The 15860-nt window shown below is 59.7% G+C and carries 18 protein-coding genes; 5 read left to right on the top strand and 13 right to left on the bottom strand.

All coding sequences use genetic code 11. From position 1 onward, the window contains the following. Positions 1-78: 78 nt before the first annotated feature. From ACFWW4_RS12235 to ACFWW4_RS12225, 3 genes are all read left to right on the top strand, one after another. On the top strand, positions 79-1488 hold the full coding sequence (locus ACFWW4_RS12235) for a mechanosensitive ion channel family protein (RefSeq protein WP_411891109.1): 1410 nt from the start codon (positions 79-81) through the stop codon (positions 1486-1488). A gap of 158 nt (positions 1489-1646) precedes the next feature. Beyond that, the gene (locus ACFWW4_RS12230) at positions 1647-2288 is read left to right on the top strand and encodes a glutathione S-transferase family protein (protein ID WP_411891108.1); all 642 of its coding nucleotides are present in this window, start codon (positions 1647-1649) and stop codon (positions 2286-2288) included. Between the two features lie 90 nt (positions 2289-2378). Further along, entirely contained in the window at positions 2379-4181 is a 1803-nt protein-coding gene (locus ACFWW4_RS12225; protein WP_411891107.1) for an NAD(P)/FAD-dependent oxidoreductase, read from the top strand. 51 nt (positions 4182-4232) lie between these two features. Here ACFWW4_RS12225 and ACFWW4_RS12220 read toward each other — a convergent pair whose 3' ends face one another. Beyond that, positions 4233-4787: a hypothetical protein gene (locus tag ACFWW4_RS12220; protein ID WP_411891106.1), complete on the bottom strand. Its 555-nt coding sequence runs from the start codon at positions 4785-4787 to the stop codon at positions 4233-4235. 250 nt (positions 4788-5037) lie between these two features. After that, complete coding sequence (gene acs, locus ACFWW4_RS12215; RefSeq protein WP_411891105.1) at positions 5038-6996, bottom strand: acetate--CoA ligase; 1959 nt, start codon at positions 6994-6996, stop codon at positions 5038-5040. A gap of 205 nt (positions 6997-7201) precedes the next feature. Between acs and ACFWW4_RS12210 the strand changes: the two genes are divergently transcribed. Both ACFWW4_RS12210 and ACFWW4_RS12205 read left to right on the top strand, forming a co-directional pair. Next, a complete protein-coding gene (locus ACFWW4_RS12210; RefSeq protein ID WP_411891104.1) occupies positions 7202-7666 on the top strand; it encodes a YdcF family protein in 465 nt (154 codons plus the stop codon). 64 nt (positions 7667-7730) lie between these two features. Further along, a complete protein-coding gene (locus ACFWW4_RS12205) occupies positions 7731-8396 on the top strand; it encodes a hypothetical protein (protein WP_411891103.1) in 666 nt (221 codons plus the stop codon). Here the strand turns inward: ACFWW4_RS12205 and ureG are convergent. From ureG to ACFWW4_RS12150, 11 genes are all read right to left on the bottom strand, one after another. Beyond that, a complete protein-coding gene (gene ureG / locus ACFWW4_RS12200) occupies positions 8393-9001 on the bottom strand; it encodes an urease accessory protein UreG (protein ID WP_411891102.1) in 609 nt (202 codons plus the stop codon). The two genes, ACFWW4_RS12205 and ureG, sit on opposite strands and share 4 nt — an antisense overlap. A gap of 3 nt (positions 9002-9004) precedes the next feature. Continuing rightward, complete coding sequence (locus ACFWW4_RS12195; protein WP_411891101.1) at positions 9005-9412, bottom strand: DUF3995 domain-containing protein; 408 nt, start codon at positions 9410-9412, stop codon at positions 9005-9007. Next, complete coding sequence (locus ACFWW4_RS12190) at positions 9409-10044, bottom strand: urease accessory protein UreF (protein WP_411891185.1); 636 nt, start codon at positions 10042-10044, stop codon at positions 9409-9411. Before ACFWW4_RS12190 ends, ACFWW4_RS12195 begins: the two co-directional genes overlap by 4 nt. Then, positions 10037-10492 (bottom strand): urease accessory protein UreE, encoded by a 456-nt coding sequence (locus tag ACFWW4_RS12185; protein ID WP_411891100.1) that lies wholly within the window; start codon positions 10490-10492, stop codon positions 10037-10039. Before ACFWW4_RS12185 ends, ACFWW4_RS12190 begins: the two co-directional genes overlap by 8 nt. Before the next feature lie 4 nt (positions 10493-10496). Continuing rightward, positions 10497-11090, bottom strand: a complete 594-nt coding sequence (locus ACFWW4_RS12180; RefSeq protein ID WP_411891099.1) for a hypothetical protein — start codon at positions 11088-11090, stop codon at positions 10497-10499. A 135-nt stretch (positions 11091-11225) separates the two neighbouring features. Then, positions 11226-11450, bottom strand: a complete 225-nt coding sequence (locus ACFWW4_RS12175; RefSeq protein WP_411891098.1) for a DUF1127 domain-containing protein — start codon at positions 11448-11450, stop codon at positions 11226-11228. Between the two features lie 120 nt (positions 11451-11570). Then, on the bottom strand, positions 11571-13331 hold the full coding sequence (gene ureC, locus ACFWW4_RS12170; protein WP_411891097.1) for an urease subunit alpha: 1761 nt from the start codon (positions 13329-13331) through the stop codon (positions 11571-11573). Between the two features lie 12 nt (positions 13332-13343). Further along, positions 13344-14156 (bottom strand): hypothetical protein, encoded by an 813-nt coding sequence (locus tag ACFWW4_RS12165; RefSeq protein WP_411891096.1) that lies wholly within the window; start codon positions 14154-14156, stop codon positions 13344-13346. 99 nt (positions 14157-14255) lie between these two features. Beyond that, positions 14256-14561, bottom strand: coding sequence for an urease subunit beta (locus ACFWW4_RS12160; RefSeq protein ID WP_411891095.1), 306 nt, complete (start codon positions 14559-14561; stop codon positions 14256-14258). An 18-nt stretch (positions 14562-14579) separates the two neighbouring features. After that, on the bottom strand, positions 14580-14882 hold the full coding sequence (locus ACFWW4_RS12155; RefSeq protein ID WP_393931624.1) for an urease subunit gamma: 303 nt from the start codon (positions 14880-14882) through the stop codon (positions 14580-14582). A gap of 1 nt (position 14883) precedes the next feature. Then, positions 14884-15780: an urease accessory protein UreD gene (locus ACFWW4_RS12150; RefSeq protein ID WP_411891094.1), complete on the bottom strand. Its 897-nt coding sequence runs from the start codon at positions 15778-15780 to the stop codon at positions 14884-14886. Positions 15781-15860 lie beyond the last annotated feature (80 nt).

Raw genomic sequence — 15860 nt, 5'->3', positions numbered from 1 at the left:
TCACCTGTTTGCGGCAACTTGCCTGCCCGGTCCGGCCCGTGCAACACTTGTCCAAACAGCCACCACTGCAGGACCCCCATGTCGCGTCACGTCAATATGAAAGGCCCCGATGACGCGATCACCGAAATGGTGCCGGAAGAGGCGCTTGAACAGGCGCTGACCATTGGCACCGATCTTTACGATCAGGCCCAGGTCTTTATCAGCAGCATGTTCCGGACCTGGAACCTTTATCAGATCCTGATTGCCATTGGTCTGTTCATTCTGGCCCATTTGATGCGCAAGGTTCTGGGCCCGCGTATTCGCGCCTGGATGGGTGCACGGCATGACTGGCCCAAATGGCGCATGCGTATCCTTGTGGTGGTTCACCAACGACTACGGGCGATCTTCTTTGTCGGGCTGATCTGGGCCACGATCTACATCATGCGCGAGGTCACATGGCCCAGCCGCAGCTATCTGCTCAGTATCATCGGGACGCTGGCCTTTGCCTGGCTGGTCATCGCCTTCCTGACGCGCCTGATCAAAAGCCCGTTTTTGCGAAAAATGGTGCGCTACGGGGCGTGGACTTATGCCACATTGGTCATCCTCGGACTGCTGGATCAGGCAGAACAACTGCTCGACGCGGCCGGTTTCCAGATCGGGGAAATCCGTTTTTCCCTGCTGCTACTGGCGCAGGCGCTTGTGGTTCTCGGGGCCACGATCACGCTGGCCCGGTTCCTGACGACAACCACAGCCGGGCGGGTGCGCACCAACGAAGATATCAGCCCGTCCATGCAGGTGCTGATTATCAAAGGTGTGCAGATCGCCTTTTATGGGGCCGCCTTCTTTGTCGGGGTCCGGGCGCTTGGGATCGACCTGACCGGGCTTGCCGTACTGTCTGGTGCTATCGGTGTGGGCCTTGGTTTTGGTCTGCAAAAGGTGGTGTCAAACCTAGTCTCAGGCGTCATCATCCTGCTCGACAAATCGATCAAACCCGGCGACGTCATCAGCCTCGGCGACACGTTCGGCTGGATCAATTCGCTGGGCGCGCGTTACGTGTCCGTCGTCACCCGTGACGGGCGTGAATACCTGATCCCGAACGAAGACCTGATCACCGGTCAGGTCGTCAACTGGTCCCATTCCAACGATTTCGTCCGGCTCGACATCCATTTCGGTACATCCTACGCGGACAACCCGCATCAGGTGCGCCGGATCGCGATCGAGGCCGCGCAAAGCGTTGACCGCGTGCTGAAAAACCGGCCGACCGTCTGCCATATCGTGGGCTTCGGGGACAGTTCGGTCGATTACATCCTGCGGTTCTGGATCAGCGACCCGACCGGCGGGCTGACCAACATTCGGGGGAATGTGTTTCTGGCGCTCTGGGATGCGTTCGCCGAAAATGATATCTCGATCCCCTTCCCCCAGCGCGAGGTCAAGCTGCTGGACAGCGAGACGGTAAATGTCGCCATGGATGGCGGCAGGCCCAATCTGCAAAAGGGTGCTGCGGAATAAGCCTGTACTTACGTGTAGAACTAGCCAGCGGGCTCCGGAAACCACGATGCAGGACTGTGCCTAAACTCGAAAAGCGGGAAACATCTGTTCTTTCCTGACAGGAACTGGCAGCAGCCCCTGCTACTTCGCTGTCAGACACAAGCAACAGGAGAAGCCCAATGATCACCCTCTACTACTCACCACAATCCCGTTCGACCAGCGTTCTCAGCCTGTTGCGCCTTATGGGAAAGGAAACGGAGGCAAAGATCGAAACGGTCCATATCCAGCGTCAGAGCGGCGCCGGGAAAATAGACCCGCGCAACCCACACCCCGACGGCAAGGTCCCTGTACTTGAGGTTGATGGTCAAGTGATCAGAGAACGGGCCGCGATCATGCTGTGGCTGACGGACCATTTTGACAGCGACCTGGGGCGCGGTATCTCGTCACCGGGCCGTGGCGCTTACCTGTCCTGGCTCTTTTACTACGGCAATGTCATGGAACCACTGCTGTATCTGGGCTTTCTCGAAATGGCCGACAACCCACTGGTCAAAAGCTGGTGCCGCGACAGTGCCACCATGTATTCAACAATCGAAGCCGCCCTCGCCCGCCATGACTTTTTGATTGATGATCAGTTTTCGGCAGCCGATCTGCTGATGGTATCACCATTCTCCTGGCTGCCCGATGCCATTCCAGACAGCAAACCGATCCGTGACTGGATCGCCCGCTGCGAGGCCGCACAGGATATGGCATTTATCGCCGAGACGGAAAATGCCGCCATGAAAGAACTTGGGCTGCCAACCGGCGACGAACCAGCAACTTAGTGGCAGAACCCCAGGTCATGACCAACGTCGCATAGGGCGAATCCCTTTGCCCGTGCGAAACTATCCTCTCAATGAGTGGGAGGAACGACTTTGCTTGATACGACAACAAACGATCACGTCACCACATTCCTGAACGATTTCGGCGGTGCGCTGGAGGCTGGCGATATCGACGCCGCCGTCGCCATGTTCGTGGATGATTGTTACTGGCGCGATCTGGTCAGCTTCACCTGGAACATCAAAACCATGGAAGGACCCGATCAGGTCCGCGACATGCTGAACGCCCAACTGGCCAGCACCAAACCATCCAACTGGCAAATCGCCGAAGGTGAAACCGCGGCCGAGGATGGGGGCATCACCACCGCCTGGATCACGTTCGAAACCGGCATCGCCCGCGGCTATGGCCTGCTGCGCCTGCGCGACGGGAAAATCTGGACGCTGCTCACCACGATGTCCGAATTGAAAGGGCACGAGGAACCGCTGGGCCACGAACGCCCGCTTGGGGCCAAGCACGGCGCAGGCAAGCACCGGCTGACCTGGGCGGAAGAGATCGAGAAAGAACGCGCCGAACTCGGCTACAAAACCCAACCCTACACCGTCATCATCGGCGGCGGGCAAGGCGGCATCGCGTTGGGTGCGCGGCTGCGGCAGTTGGGCGTGCCGACGATCATCGTGGAAAAGAACGACAAACCCGGCGACAGCTGGCGCAAGCGGTACAAATCGCTTTGCCTGCATGACCCGGTCTGGTACGACCACCTGCCCTACCTGCCCTTCCCGCCCAACTGGCCAGTCTTTGCGCCCAAGGACAAGATCGGCGACTGGCTGGAAATGTACACCAAGATCATGGAGTTGAACTACTGGACCCGCTCCACCGTCACCAACGCCAAATATGACAAGGCGGCAAAGGAATGGACCGTCACCGTGGACCGGGACGGCGAAACCGTGACGCTCAAGCCGAAACAACTGGTCTTTGCCACCGGCATGTCAGGCAAGGCGAACGTGCCGGATTTCCCCGGCATGGACACGTTCAAGGGCGATCAGCACCATTCCAGCCAGCACCCTGGCCCTGACAAATACAAGGGCAAGAAGGCTGTCGTCATCGGCTCCAACAACTCCGCCCATGATATCTGTGCGGCGCTCTGGGAAAACGATGTGGACGTGACCATGATCCAGCGCTCCACCACCCATATCGTGCGATCCGAGCCGCTCATGGAAATCGGCCTCGGCGATCTATACTCGGAACGAGCCGTCGCCGCCGGGGTCACCACGCAAAAGGCCGACCTGATCTTCGCCTCCCTGCCTTATGCGATCCTGCACGACTTCCAGATCCCCGTGTATGACAAGATCAAGGAGGTCGACGCCGATTTCTACGCCGCCCTGGAAAAGGCCGGCTTCCAGCTGGATTGGGGCGCCGATGGCTCCGGCCTCTTCATGAAATACCTGCGCCGCGGGTCGGGCTATTACATCGATGTGGGCGCCAGCCAGTTGATCATCGACGGCAAGATCAAGCTGAAGGCGGGGCAAGTCACCGAAATCGTGCCCGATGGCGTGATCCTCGATGACGGCACGAAACTTGAGGCTGACCTGATCGTCTACGCCACCGGTTACGGCTCCATGAACGGCTGGGTCGCCGACATCATCGATCAGGACACGGCAGACAAGGTCGGCAAGGTCTGGGGCCTCGGCTCAGACACACCCAAAGACCCCGGACCATGGGAAGGCGAACAGCGCAACATGTGGAAACCGACCCAGGTCGAAAATCTCTGGTTCCACGGCGGCAACCTGCACCAATCGCGGCACTATTCGCAGTTCCTGTCGCTGCAACTCAAGGCCCGCATGGAAGGGATCGACACACCCGTCTACGGCCTGCAAGAGGTGCATCACGACGGGCGGTGAGCGCCACCACACATGAACGATGCGTCCCGGGCTTGACCCGGGACCTCACCCTCACGGGATCAGGATACCACTGCGTTGAAACGTCGCCACATCCATGGTCCCGTCATCGTAATCAATCTCGACCGTGACACTTTGCACGGTTTCAGGTGCAAATGTCACCCAGATCGGAAAGCCCACCGGGTCGGTCAGCGCGGCGGGTTGGGCCGTATCTTCATAACACGGCTCCATCTCCACCACCTGATCGGCAGGCGCGCCGTTGACGCCATAGCGGATTTCCCACAAGCCACAACGCCAGGACAAAAGACTGGTGAAATAAAGCAGATCCTGCCCTTCATAAAGCCGGACCGCGACCCAACTGCCCTTGGTAGCGTCCAGAATAGGGCGCACCTCGGTGGCATTCAGAAACTTGCCGGTTGGTTCCTGCGGCTCTGGCGTGCGTGTGTCGGTGGCAGGCGCCGGCTGCGGGTCTTCGATTGCCTCTTGAGCGGCCTCCGCCGCAGGTGCGTCAACGACAGGAGCCATGGGCGTTGAGCGGGCAGCAGAGTCCGATCCGCCCGGTGTTCCACCAACCAGCACAATGAAAAAGATGACAACAAGTTCCAGCATGATATCGCCTTTCCAAATCCGCGGCCGGGGTCAACCAACCATATCAAAACGTTAATGGCGTCTTCATACATCCACCGCACGCCGCCTTAAACCGGCAATTTGGGCGAAAGGGGTCCGACGCAAGTCCGACGTTTTGCCGACGCGATGCCGACAGGTCAAAATCGCGAAAACCCCTGCATTAACTGGTGATTCGCAAAAAAGGGCCGCGCAAGGGTGTTGCGCGACCCCGAACACAGCACTGAACGTTGCGTCAGCCCCGGTTCATCCGGTTCTCGATCAGGTCATCAACCACCGACGGATCAGCCAGGGTCGAGGTATCACCCAGCGAACCGTAATCATCCTCGGCGATCTTGCGCAAAATCCGCCGCATGATCTTACCCGATCGGGTTTTCGGCAGGCCCGGCGCCCATTGGATCAGATCAGGCTTAGCAATCGGCCCGATCTCGGCCCGGACCCAGGTCTCCAACTCCTTACGGAGGTCATCCGACGGCTCCTGCCCGGTCATCAGGGTGACATAGGCATAGATCCCCTGCCCCTTGACCGGATGCGGATAACCGACCACAGCCGCCTCAGCGACCTTGCCATGGGCGACCAGCGCGCTTTCCACCTCGGCCGTGCCCATCCGGTGACCGGACACGTTGATCACATCGTCCACACGACCCGTGATCCAGTAATAGCCATCGGCGTCACGTTTGCAGCCATCACCGGTGAAATAGTAATTCTTGTAGTCGGCGAAATAGGTCTTTTCGAACCGCTCATGATCACCCCAGACCGTGCGCATCTGGGCGGGCCAGCTATCCTTGATGCACAACACGCCTTCGGCGGCCGTATCGTTAATCTCTTCGCCAGAGGTTGGCTCTAGGATCACAGGCTGCACACCAAAGAACGGCAGCGTCGCCGACCCCGGTTTGGTCGCCGTTGCCCCCGGCAGCGGGGTCAGCAGATGCCCCCCCGTTTCGGTTTGCCACCACGTATCGACGATGGGCACTTTGCCTTTGCCGACGACATTATTGTACCAGTTCCACGCTTCTGGGTTGATCGGCTCACCCACGGTACCCAGCACCTTCAGGTCCGACAGGTCATATTTCTCAACAAAATCATTACCTTGTCCCATCAGCGCACGAATGGCGGTCGGCGCGGTATAGAATTGGTTAACCTTATGCTTTTCGCAAACCTGCCAGAACCGGCCCGCATCGGGATAGGTCGGCACTCCTTCGAACATCAGCGTCGTGGCCCCGTTCGCCAGCGGGCCATAGACGATATAGGAGTGCCCCGTGACCCAGCCCACATCAGCCGTACACCAGAAGACATCACCATCATGATAGTCGAACGTGTACTGATGGGTCATCGACGCATAGACGATATACCCCCCCGTGCTATGCACCACACCCTTGGGCATGCCGGTCGAGCCTGACGTATAAAGTATGAACAGCGGATCCTCGGCGTTCATCTCTTCCGGCGGGCAATCGGCGCTGACCTGTTCTTCCATCTCGTGCAGCCAATAGTCACCTTCGGACCGCCATGCAATCTGCTGTCCGGTGCGGCGCACGCACAGGCATTTGACGTCATGCATCACATTGATCAGCGCCTGATTGACACTGTCCTTGAGGTTCGTCACCCGCCCCCCGCGCGGCGCGCCATCGGCAGTGATCACCACCTTGGCGTTTGATCCGCTGATCCGCGCGGCCAAAGCGTCGGCAGAAAAACCTGCAAAAACAATGGAATGTATGGCGCCGATCCGGGCACAGGCCAGCATGGCATAGGCGGCCTCGGGGATCATCGGCATGTATAGGACGACGCGATCACCCTTTTTGACGCCCAGTTCCTTCAGGCTGTTGGCCATGCGGCAGGTCTTTTCATGCAGCATCTTGTAGCTGATGTGCTGGGCCTCATCATCGGCGCTGTCGGGTTCCCAGATAATCGCCGTCTGATCCCCGCGATCCGCCAGATGCCGGTCGATGCAGTTGGCACTGACATTCAGCGTGCCATCCTCGAACCACTTGATGTCAATATTGCCAGGGGCGAAACTGGTGTTCTTGACCTTGGTAAACGGCTTGATCCAGTCGACGCGCTTGCCATGTTCGGCCCAGAACGCCTCAGGATCATTGATCGAGGCCGCGTACATCGCTTCATACTTCGCCTTATCCGCATGGGCGCCAGCGGCCATTTCGGCGGATGGCGGATAGGTTCCGGCTGGTTGATCGGTCATAGCGGTCTCCCCCTCATTCATGTCGTTCGGGCCGCGCAAGTGCGTCGGCCTCCTCCATCGCTTATCATGGGCAGATTGCAGCGGAATCCAAGTCGGCTAAAAGTGTCAGGCCAGAGTTTGTCAATCCTGGCGCGTCAGGGTCGGTGGCCCCGTCGACGAATTGACACCCCTTTCCTTTCGGTTTGCGGCCCGCTTAGATCGCCACATGGACGCAATCCTGATCCTCGGTGCCGCCGTCTGGCCTGACGGCCCGTCACCCACATTGCGGCGGCGCACGGCCCATGCTGCGCGCCTGTGGCATGCAGGCCGCGCGCCGTTGATCATCCCCTGTGGTGGATTGGGCCGGCATCCGCCCAGCGAAGCGGCCGTGATGCAACAGCTTTTGATCGACGCCGATATACCCGCATCGGCAATCCGGCCCGAGGACCAATCGACCACAACACTGGAAAACATACGCAACGCCAAACAGCTTCTGCCGGGCCCGCGGATCATCATCGTCACCGATCACTATCATGGCCGACGCGCCCTGATGGTCGCGCGGCACCTGCAATTGCAGGCCGAACTTTCAGCGCCAAAGATGCCCCATATCCCCCTGAAACAACATCTACGCGAGGCGCTGGCCCGTCCCGCCTACGCCCTGAAACTGCGCCGCCTGCCGCGCGATGGTTAACACATCTTAACCTGTAATTAACTCATCCAGCAGAAAGATGGTCCCCGTTCAAACGGATGAGTTCATGCGGGTTTTTCTGGTTTCAGTGTGGCTGATGATGGTGGCAAACGTGGCCCATTCCGGGGCGTGGGCCCGCGAAGAAGGACAGTTTTTCATCGCCTCTGCCAGCAATATCACCCTGTTCGAAGATATCGATGACGCGATGTATTACGATCCCACATTCTACGCCGAATACGGGCTGACACCGCTGGTCACGCTGGGTGCGGAATACTTCACAACCGAAAGGGACACGGTGCAGACCGGGTTCGTTTTTGCCCGCATCCCACTGGGGGACACAACCGGGACGGACCGCTTTGCGGCCAGTCTGGCATTTGGGGCGGAAATCCTGCCGTTCGAAGACCCCACGCCGCTGGTGCGCGGCGGCCTGTCCTGGGGCCGCGGTCTGGACAATGGCTGGCTGGCCGTCGACACCAGCGCCACATACAACCGCGCGACGGAGTTGTTCATTCCCAAGGCTGATTTCACCTGGGGACATAACCTGACGGATCGCTGGACGGTCATGTTTCAGCTTCAGACCGGCAAGACCAAGGATGATGCGGACTACAGAAAGATCGAAACCGCTGTGGTTTTCGGTGTCATGGACGGCATGCGCATCACATTTGGCGCGATCCAGCCGCTGAACGGGGATGATCCGGGGGCCTTGCGTCTTGGGCTGTGGCAGACGTTCTAAAGCCCGCCAACCTCACGCAAAAGGCGGATAACCTGATCCACCCCGTCGCCATGGCGCAGACTGGCGAATACCACCGGCAGTTCGCCCCGCATCCGCGCCGCATCGCGCGCCATCACATCCAGCGACGCACCCACATGGGGGGCCAGATCGGTTTTGTTGATCACCAGAATATCCGACCGGGTAATCGCCGGGCCGCCCTTGCGCGGGATCTCTTCGCCCGCAGCCACATCGATGACATAGACTGTGACATCGGCCAGTTCCGGGCTGAACGTGGCCGACAGGTTGTCGCCCCCGCTTTCGATCAGCACCAGTTCCAGATCGTCATGCCGCCCGCGCATCTCGGCCACAGCGGCCAGATTGATCGACGCATCCTCGCGGATCGCCGTATGCGGACAGCCCCCGGTTTCGACCCCCATCACCCGGTCGGCTGGCAGGATCTGCATGCGCATCAGCGCCTCTGCGTCCTCTTGCGTGTAGATATCGTTGGTAATGACCCCAAGGCTTATCTGATCCTTCAGCGCGCGCGCGAGGGCGGCGGTCAGCGTGGTCTTCCCGGCCCCGACCGGCCCGCCAATGCCCACACGCAATGGTCCGTTCGGTGACATTGATCAGCTTCCCAGATTAAGAATGATGAACGCGATGCCAAGGGCCAGGCAGAGCGGGCCATAGATGCGGCGGTCCAACGTGGCAAAGGGTTCCTCCGGCGTCATCAGGCGCCATTTCTTCAGATAGGCCAGCGCGCCTCGGGCCAGAAATACTGCCGTTGCCCCCATCAACAAGACAGTACGCAGGCTGCCCTGCGGCAGGAACAGAACCGCCGCTGCCAGCAGGCTCAGCCCGCCAGCCACCAGAAAACACGGGATCGGCCCCGGCATCCGCGTGACACCGCGCGCGCCGACCACCGCCTTGGCCAGTGCCTCTTCATTCCGGATCGGCACCCAGACGCCAAAGCCCCACAGCGCATGAACCAAAGCCACGCCAAGCAACACGATCACAATGAAGCTGGACAGGATCATGACCTGAAAATCCGCGGATAATGTGTTTGATGCTGCATTGAAGCGATATCGACAGCAAAGGCCGCACTGCCAATATCGTCAAGCGTTGCAGTCAATGCCTCTGCCCCCGTTTCAATGCACACCGGTGACAGGCCCGCCAGAATACGCTGCCCCTCGGTCTGGCCCAGCGGCATCAGACGGGTCGCGGCCTGCACCAGATTGCTGACAAAAGCCTGAAGCCAGAGTTGCACAACAGGCCGCGCATCGAGCCCGATCAAACCAGCGGCCCGGCCAACTGCTACCGGGTAAGGCATATCAGGCAGATCAAGGCCCCAGACCGCACGGGTCGTTGCCGCAAAGGCCGCGCCTTGCTGCAAGGTTTCTTCCCGCCGTTCGCGCGATGGGGCAAGTGCAGCAGCGAGCTCTGCGACCTCTGTCACATCCTCTGCCCCATGTGCGACACACAGCAGGATAGCATCAGACCGGCCTGCCCCATGGGTTAATACAGCACTTAGCCAGTCGACTAAGCTTGCGGAATCTATGACATCCCCGCGACTTACGGCGCGTTCCAAACCATGTGACCATGCAAAGGCGCCGACCGGATAGGATGGCGACAACCATTGCGTCAGGGTCAGAAGATGATTGTCACGCATGGGAATGACTGTGATCATGACCCATGGTGCGGCCATGGCCATAGGCCCCGCCTTCAGGGGTGAAGGGACCGTCGAAATCACTCACCGTAGCACCCAGTTGTTCCAGCATGGCGCGCATGACCTTTTCGCGCTGCACCACCAGCGCATCCGGCTCAATGGCACATGGGGCGTGGCGATTGCCGACATGCCAGGCCAACCGCACCAGATCACCGGTGACCCTCATCAGCGGCTCGTCCGCTGCGGCCACGCCGATGAACCTGCCATCCTCCAGTGCAAACGCATCCCCGGCATTCACGGATGTGGTTTGTGGCAGGTCCACCAGAAACCCCTCGCCCTCTGCCGTCTGCAGCCGTTTGCGACGTAGCATGCGGGCATCATAGGTCAGCCGCACCGTGGCCGATGTTTCAACATCGGTCCCGCTGACAATCTGATGGGCAATCGCGGTCATCCGGTCAGTCCCTGATCGTCTTGATGTCGGCAACCGGATAAATATCAGCTTCCGTCATTTCATCGTCGAAATAGGAATGCAGCACGCTGATCCCCAGTTCGGGCAGATAATGCACAACCTCCTGATGGTCATAATCGTCGCTGGTGTGCGAAAAGGTGCCGGGGATCATCGCGTAGCTGCACTTGCCATATGTGACAGTGGCGCGATCACCCCAATCAATCACGATGTTCTCGGGGTATAATCCGCCACCATCGCGAACGGTGGTGCCAAACTTCATCTGCGTGTTTGGGTCGGGAAGTGGCATGTCACTGGCGGCCATCCTAAAGGCAAAGACCGCCTGAGTGTAAGGATCAATCGATCCATCGACGACATCCGCAACCTCAAGCACGTAAATCCCCTGCCCCAGCAAAGTGCGCGCGACATAGCCATCGGTGTAGGTGCTTATCGTCTCGACCACGCCGGGACGCAGGGCGCGGTAGTCATCCGTTGTGCCGTCCGCCTGCACCAGACGGATGCCGCTGGCCAGATCCGCACCCACCGGGCAGGACGCCATGGCCGGTGACGCTATAACGCAAGCCAAAAAAAGTCTGATCATCATGCTGGGGCCCCCGCACTTCTGCATCGGTCCTCAGATTACGCCACCATGCGCCTGTTGCAATGACTTATCAGTGACTTGACCGGTCACATGTCATTGCAATTGGCGAAGGTCCATTTTTTCAGCGCTTCACGACGCTCAGGCGTCGTGACGGAACATCATGTTGACGGCCTCCGCGCGGGTCAGACCGCGGGCGGCAAGATCGGCATCTGTCATGTTGTTGATCTGACGGAGCGCTTGGGTGCGCGAATTGTTCTCGGCCAGCGAAATGAACCAGCGACCGATAGCCCGGAACGGTGTCAGCACCAGTTCGATCATCATTTCGCGGTTGGAAATCAGTGTGTTGTCGGTTTGGAAAGCCATTTTGTGCCTCTTTTCAGCGAATATCTTTCCTCCCTGCGACAGATGTAGTCTGGCACATGCGGTCCAACAATCGCCGAAGACGCATTCCGACTATGCGCCCAGCGCATTGATAACGTTAGGTCAGAAAAGGAAATAGCGCTGTGCCATGGGCAGGCTTTCCGCAGGCTGGCAGGTCAGCAGTTCACCATCGGCCCGTACCTCGTAGGTTTCGGGGTTCACTTCGACTTGCGGCATTGCATCGTTCAACTTGAGGTCTTTCTTACCAATGCCCCGCGTGTTGACCACCGGCAAAGTCTGTTTGGCCAGTCCAAGGCTGTCGGCGATGCCCATGTCCTGCGCGGCAGCACTCACGAACGTGACCGCAGAGTGTTCGACAGACCGCCCGTAAGACCCGAACATCGGACGGGTATAGACCGGCTGCGGCGTCGGGATCGATGCATTGGGGTCACCCATCTGTGCGGCCACAATCGTGCCGCCCATCAGGATCATCTCCGGCTTCACCCCGAAAAAGGCCGGGTTCCACAGCACCAGATCGGCACGTTTGCCGGTTTCGACCGAACCCACATGCGCCGAAATCCCATGCGCAATCGCCGGGTTGATCGTGTATTTCGCGATGTAGCGACGGACACGCAGATTGTCGTTGTCGCCCGTCTCCTCGCTCAACTGCCCGCGCTGCACCTTCATCTTGTGCGCGGTTTGCCAGGTCCGGATGATCACCTCGCCCACGCGGCCCATCGCCTGACTGTCGGACGCGATGATCGAAAACGCACCCATATCGTGCAGGATATCCTCGGCCGCAATGGTTTCACGCCGGATCCGGCTTTCGGCAAAGGCCACATCTTCGGGGATCGATTTGTCGAGGTGATGGCAGACCATCAACATATCCAGATGTTCATCCACCGTGTTGACGGTGAAAGGCCGGGTAGGGTTGGTCGAGGACGGGATGACGTTCGGCTGACCACAAATCTTGATGATATCCGGGGCATGGCCGCCGCCCGCCCCTTCCGTGTGAAACGCGTGGATCGTCCGGCCTTTCATCGCCGCCACTGTATTCTCCACGAACCCGCTTTCATTCAGCGTGTCGGTGTGGATCATCACCTGCACATCCATCGCGTCCGCCACGTTCAGGCAATTGTCGATTGCCGCCGGGGTCGTCCCCCAATCTTCGTGCAGTTTCAAGCAGGCCGCCCCGGCCAATACCTGCTCTTCCAGCGCGGCGGGCAGTGACGCATTCCCCTTTCCCGCAAAACACAGGTTCATCGCAAAAGCATCCGCCGCCTGCAGCATCCGCCCGATATGCCATGGCCCGGGCGTGCAGGTCGTGGCCAAGGTTCCGTGGGCAGGGCCGGTACCGCCGCCGATCATCGTGGTCAGGCCGGAATGCAACGCATCCTCGATCTGTTGTGGGCAGATGAAATGGATGTGGCTGTCGATCCCGCCAGCGGTCAGGATACGGCCTTCGCCCGCAATCGCCTCGGTCCCCGGCCCGACGATGATATCGACGCCGGGCTGTGTATCGGGGTTGCCTGCCTTGCCGATCCCGACGATCTGGCCATCCTTCAGCCCGACATCGGCCTTGACGATCCCGGTCCAGTCGACGATCAGGGCATTGGTGATGACGGTATCAACGGCACCCTCGGCGCGGGTGATCTGACTTTGACCCATGCCATCGCGGATCACCTTACCACCGCCGAATTTGACCTCTTCACCGTAAAGAAGGGCATTGCTGCCAGACCCGCCGGTCGCTGCTGCCCCCGCCCGTTCAGCGGTCAGATCCCGCTCAACTTCGATGATCAGATCCGTATCAGCGAGCCTGACGCGGTCCCCCACCGTGGGGCCAAACATGGCGGCATAGTCAGCGCGGGGGATCGTTGCAGGCATATGGGTCTCCGGTCAGGTTTTCGCTGGGGCCTTTTCAGCGCTCCAGGGGGCGTCAGGCACAGTGATCTTCTTTGATTTTGGTGCGGGCTTAGCGGGTTTCGCCGGGGCTTTCGCAGCCGAGGTCGCGACAGTTTCCGCGACGGGCTTCGACGGCTTTGTCGTGGCCTTTTTGGCCGGTGCTGGCTTTGCGCTTGCTGTCCTTTTCGGCGCTGACTTTTTCGCCGTCTTTTTCTTTGGTGCTTCAACCTTCGCGGTGGTCTTGGCGACAGCTGGCTTTGGCGCGGCGACCTTGGCAACAGGTTTTGGGGCAGGCTTGGCCTTTTCTGGTTTCGCAGCCGCCGCTTTCGGCGCAACCGCTTCAGTTGTCGGCTTAGCCGGAGCCGACTTCGCGGCTACCTTTGCAGCAGGTGCTGTTTCAACGGGTTTGGCAGCGATGGCTGGCTTGGTTGCCACGACCTTCGGGGTCGGTTTGGGTGTGGGCACTTCTACTACAGCCTTCCGTGCGACCGGGGCTACTGATGCGGGCTTGGTGACAACCTCTGCCAATACCGGTTTGGGCGCGGGAGACTTGGCTGCAGATTTTGATGGCTTTGCCACCGCCGATTTCTTAGCCGGGGCTGCCTTTTTGGCGACCGGCTTGGCTTTGGCCGCCTTTTTCGGGGAAGCCGCTGGCGCAGCCTCATTCCAGAACGGCAGCATCATGGCTTTCTGGGCGGCATAGGTCTGGTCCAGAACGGTCTGCGTCAGGCGCATCTGCTGGCCAATCACCGCGCTGGAGGCGCGCAGGATTTCGGCAGAAACGGTCAGTGTGAATGCTGGGGTCATCTTTCGTCCTTCAGGTTAAGGGAAAATCTCGTGCCGCGATTATACCTTACTTACTTTGCGGTCGCAGCATTTTTCTGCACCGCAGCAAACTGAATACCCCTATAAATCGCCCATGACCTTGCCATTGAAGCCAAACACGCGGCGCGCGCCCGCAATCGGGATCAACGCCACCTCGCGCCGCTGACCCGGTTCGAATCGCACTGCAGTTCCAGCGGCAATATCCAGACGCATCCCGTGCGCAGCGCCCCGATCAAAATCTAACGCCGCGTTCGTCTCGGCAAAATGAAAATGCGACCCAACCTGCACCGGCCGATCCCCGGTATTTGCAACCTCGATCACGGTCACCTCAGCGCCCGCATTCAAGGTAATATCCCCCTCTGCGACCATCACTTCACCCGGTTTCATGTGGTGCCCCCTCTTGTTTCAACGGATCGGATCATGGACCGTCACCAGCTTTGTGCCGTCGGGAAATGTGGCTTCGACCTGCACTTCGTGGATCATCTCGGCAATGCCATCCATCACCTGATCGCGGGTGATGACATGCGCCCCGGCCTCCATCATGTCGGCCACGGACCGGCCATCGCGCGCGCCCTCGACAACCGCGTCGGTGATCAGGGCAATCGCTTCGGGATAGTTCAGCCTGACACCACGGGCGAGCCGCTTGCGCGCAACCTCGGCGGCCATGGCGATCAACAACTTGTCCTTTTCACGCGGGGTCAGTTGCATGTCACAGTCTCCAGACGCGGGGGATCGGGGTCGATGTCAGCGCCTCGATCACGGGGATCAGATCGCGGCGCAGGGCAAAGCTGTCAGGTGCCAGAAAGCGTATCAGCAGCACATCATCAGCGATCAGGCTGGCACCGGCAGTATCGGGCAAGGGCAAGGACCGCACCGCGTCGGGGGCCGCAAACAGAACCGTGGCCATGGCAGCGGCGCCAGCGCCAATTGCATTGCGTTGCAATGCAGCATGCGCGTCACCGATCAGACGGACCGCATCGGCAAAGACAAGCCGCCCATCGCGATAAACCCGCCACTGATCGGTGAACTGCAGATCGTGCAATGCCTCGCCCATGGCCATCCGGCCAAACACCAACGGCTCCACAATCATCGCCGTCGCATCCTGTGCCAGATCGACATGCAGCCGACGGTCAATCGCGGCACCTTCAAACAGGATAGTTTCCTGCGGAATCCAGTCGATGCGACCACCAGGGCCAGCCATCAGGCGTGTTTCAACCCGCGCCACCTGCCCCGGTTGCGCGCGATAGCCCCGTTCAGCCGCCTGCGAAGACAAAACCAGATGCGCGCAATCGGTCGCTGCGGCCTCGATCACCATCCGGTCGCCACCGGTCAGTCCACCGGCGGTATTCAGAAACACCGCCTGCAGGGCCTGCGGTGCGTTGCGCGGAAACAGGGCCTTTAACGACCCAGTCTGGCGCAAGGTGTCGATCACCGTGTCAGGACCGCGCCGTTTCGCGACAAGCCGCAAGGCCCCGCGGGCGCGTGGTGCCGCCTCAACAGTCTGGATTTGCGCAGCGTACGTAATGGTAAAAGCCCAACATTCAGTCAATTGGGCCTTTGCTGCCAAAGAATGCGGCGTCTTGGCCAGAACAAGGGGAGCGAGCACAGATCAAAAAGCGTCCCAGCACAAACAAACCGCACAAGAAACGAGCACCGCACAAAAAAAGGGCGCCAAAAGCGCCCTTT

Origin of the sequence: Yoonia sp. SDW83-1 (genome assembly GCF_046762885.1) — a bacterium.
GTDB lineage: Bacteria > Pseudomonadota > Alphaproteobacteria > Rhodobacterales > Rhodobacteraceae > Yoonia.
This window is presented reverse-complemented; position numbering and strand designations above follow the sequence as displayed.

What these genes read in the sequence shown, in the direction of transcription:
- ACFWW4_RS12235 (WP_411891109.1), top strand. Translation starts at nt 79, where the DNA reads ATGTCGCGTCACGTCAATATGAAAGGCCCCGATGACGCGATCACCGAA.
- ACFWW4_RS12230 (WP_411891108.1), top strand. Translation starts at nt 1,647, where the DNA reads ATGATCACCCTCTACTACTCACCACAATCCCGTTCGACCAGCGTTCTC.
- ACFWW4_RS12220 (WP_411891106.1), bottom strand. Translation starts at nt 4,787, where the DNA reads ATGCTGGAACTTGTTGTCATCTTTTTCATTGTGCTGGTTGGTGGAACA.
- acs (WP_411891105.1), bottom strand. Translation starts at nt 6,996, where the DNA reads ATGACCGATCAACCAGCCGGAACCTATCCGCCATCCGCCGAAATGGCC.
- ACFWW4_RS12210 (WP_411891104.1), top strand. Translation starts at nt 7,202, where the DNA reads ATGGACGCAATCCTGATCCTCGGTGCCGCCGTCTGGCCTGACGGCCCG.
- ACFWW4_RS12205 (WP_411891103.1), top strand. Translation starts at nt 7,731, where the DNA reads ATGCGGGTTTTTCTGGTTTCAGTGTGGCTGATGATGGTGGCAAACGTG.
- ureG (WP_411891102.1), bottom strand. Translation starts at nt 9,001, where the DNA reads ATGTCACCGAACGGACCATTGCGTGTGGGCATTGGCGGGCCGGTCGGG.
- ACFWW4_RS12195 (WP_411891101.1), bottom strand. Translation starts at nt 9,412, where the DNA reads ATGATCCTGTCCAGCTTCATTGTGATCGTGTTGCTTGGCGTGGCTTTG.
- ACFWW4_RS12190 (WP_411891185.1), bottom strand. Translation starts at nt 10,044, where the DNA reads ATGCGTGACAATCATCTTCTGACCCTGACGCAATGGTTGTCGCCATCC.
- ACFWW4_RS12185 (WP_411891100.1), bottom strand. Translation starts at nt 10,492, where the DNA reads ATGACCGCGATTGCCCATCAGATTGTCAGCGGGACCGATGTTGAAACA.
- ACFWW4_RS12180 (WP_411891099.1), bottom strand. Translation starts at nt 11,090, where the DNA reads ATGATGATCAGACTTTTTTTGGCTTGCGTTATAGCGTCACCGGCCATG.
- ACFWW4_RS12175 (WP_411891098.1), bottom strand. Translation starts at nt 11,450, where the DNA reads ATGGCTTTCCAAACCGACAACACACTGATTTCCAACCGCGAAATGATG.
- ureC (WP_411891097.1), bottom strand. Translation starts at nt 13,331, where the DNA reads ATGCCTGCAACGATCCCCCGCGCTGACTATGCCGCCATGTTTGGCCCC.
- ACFWW4_RS12165 (WP_411891096.1), bottom strand. Translation starts at nt 14,156, where the DNA reads ATGACCCCAGCATTCACACTGACCGTTTCTGCCGAAATCCTGCGCGCC.
- ACFWW4_RS12160 (WP_411891095.1), bottom strand. Translation starts at nt 14,561, where the DNA reads ATGAAACCGGGTGAAGTGATGGTCGCAGAGGGGGATATTACCTTGAAT.
- ACFWW4_RS12155 (WP_393931624.1), bottom strand. Translation starts at nt 14,882, where the DNA reads ATGCAACTGACCCCGCGTGAAAAGGACAAGTTGTTGATCGCCATGGCC.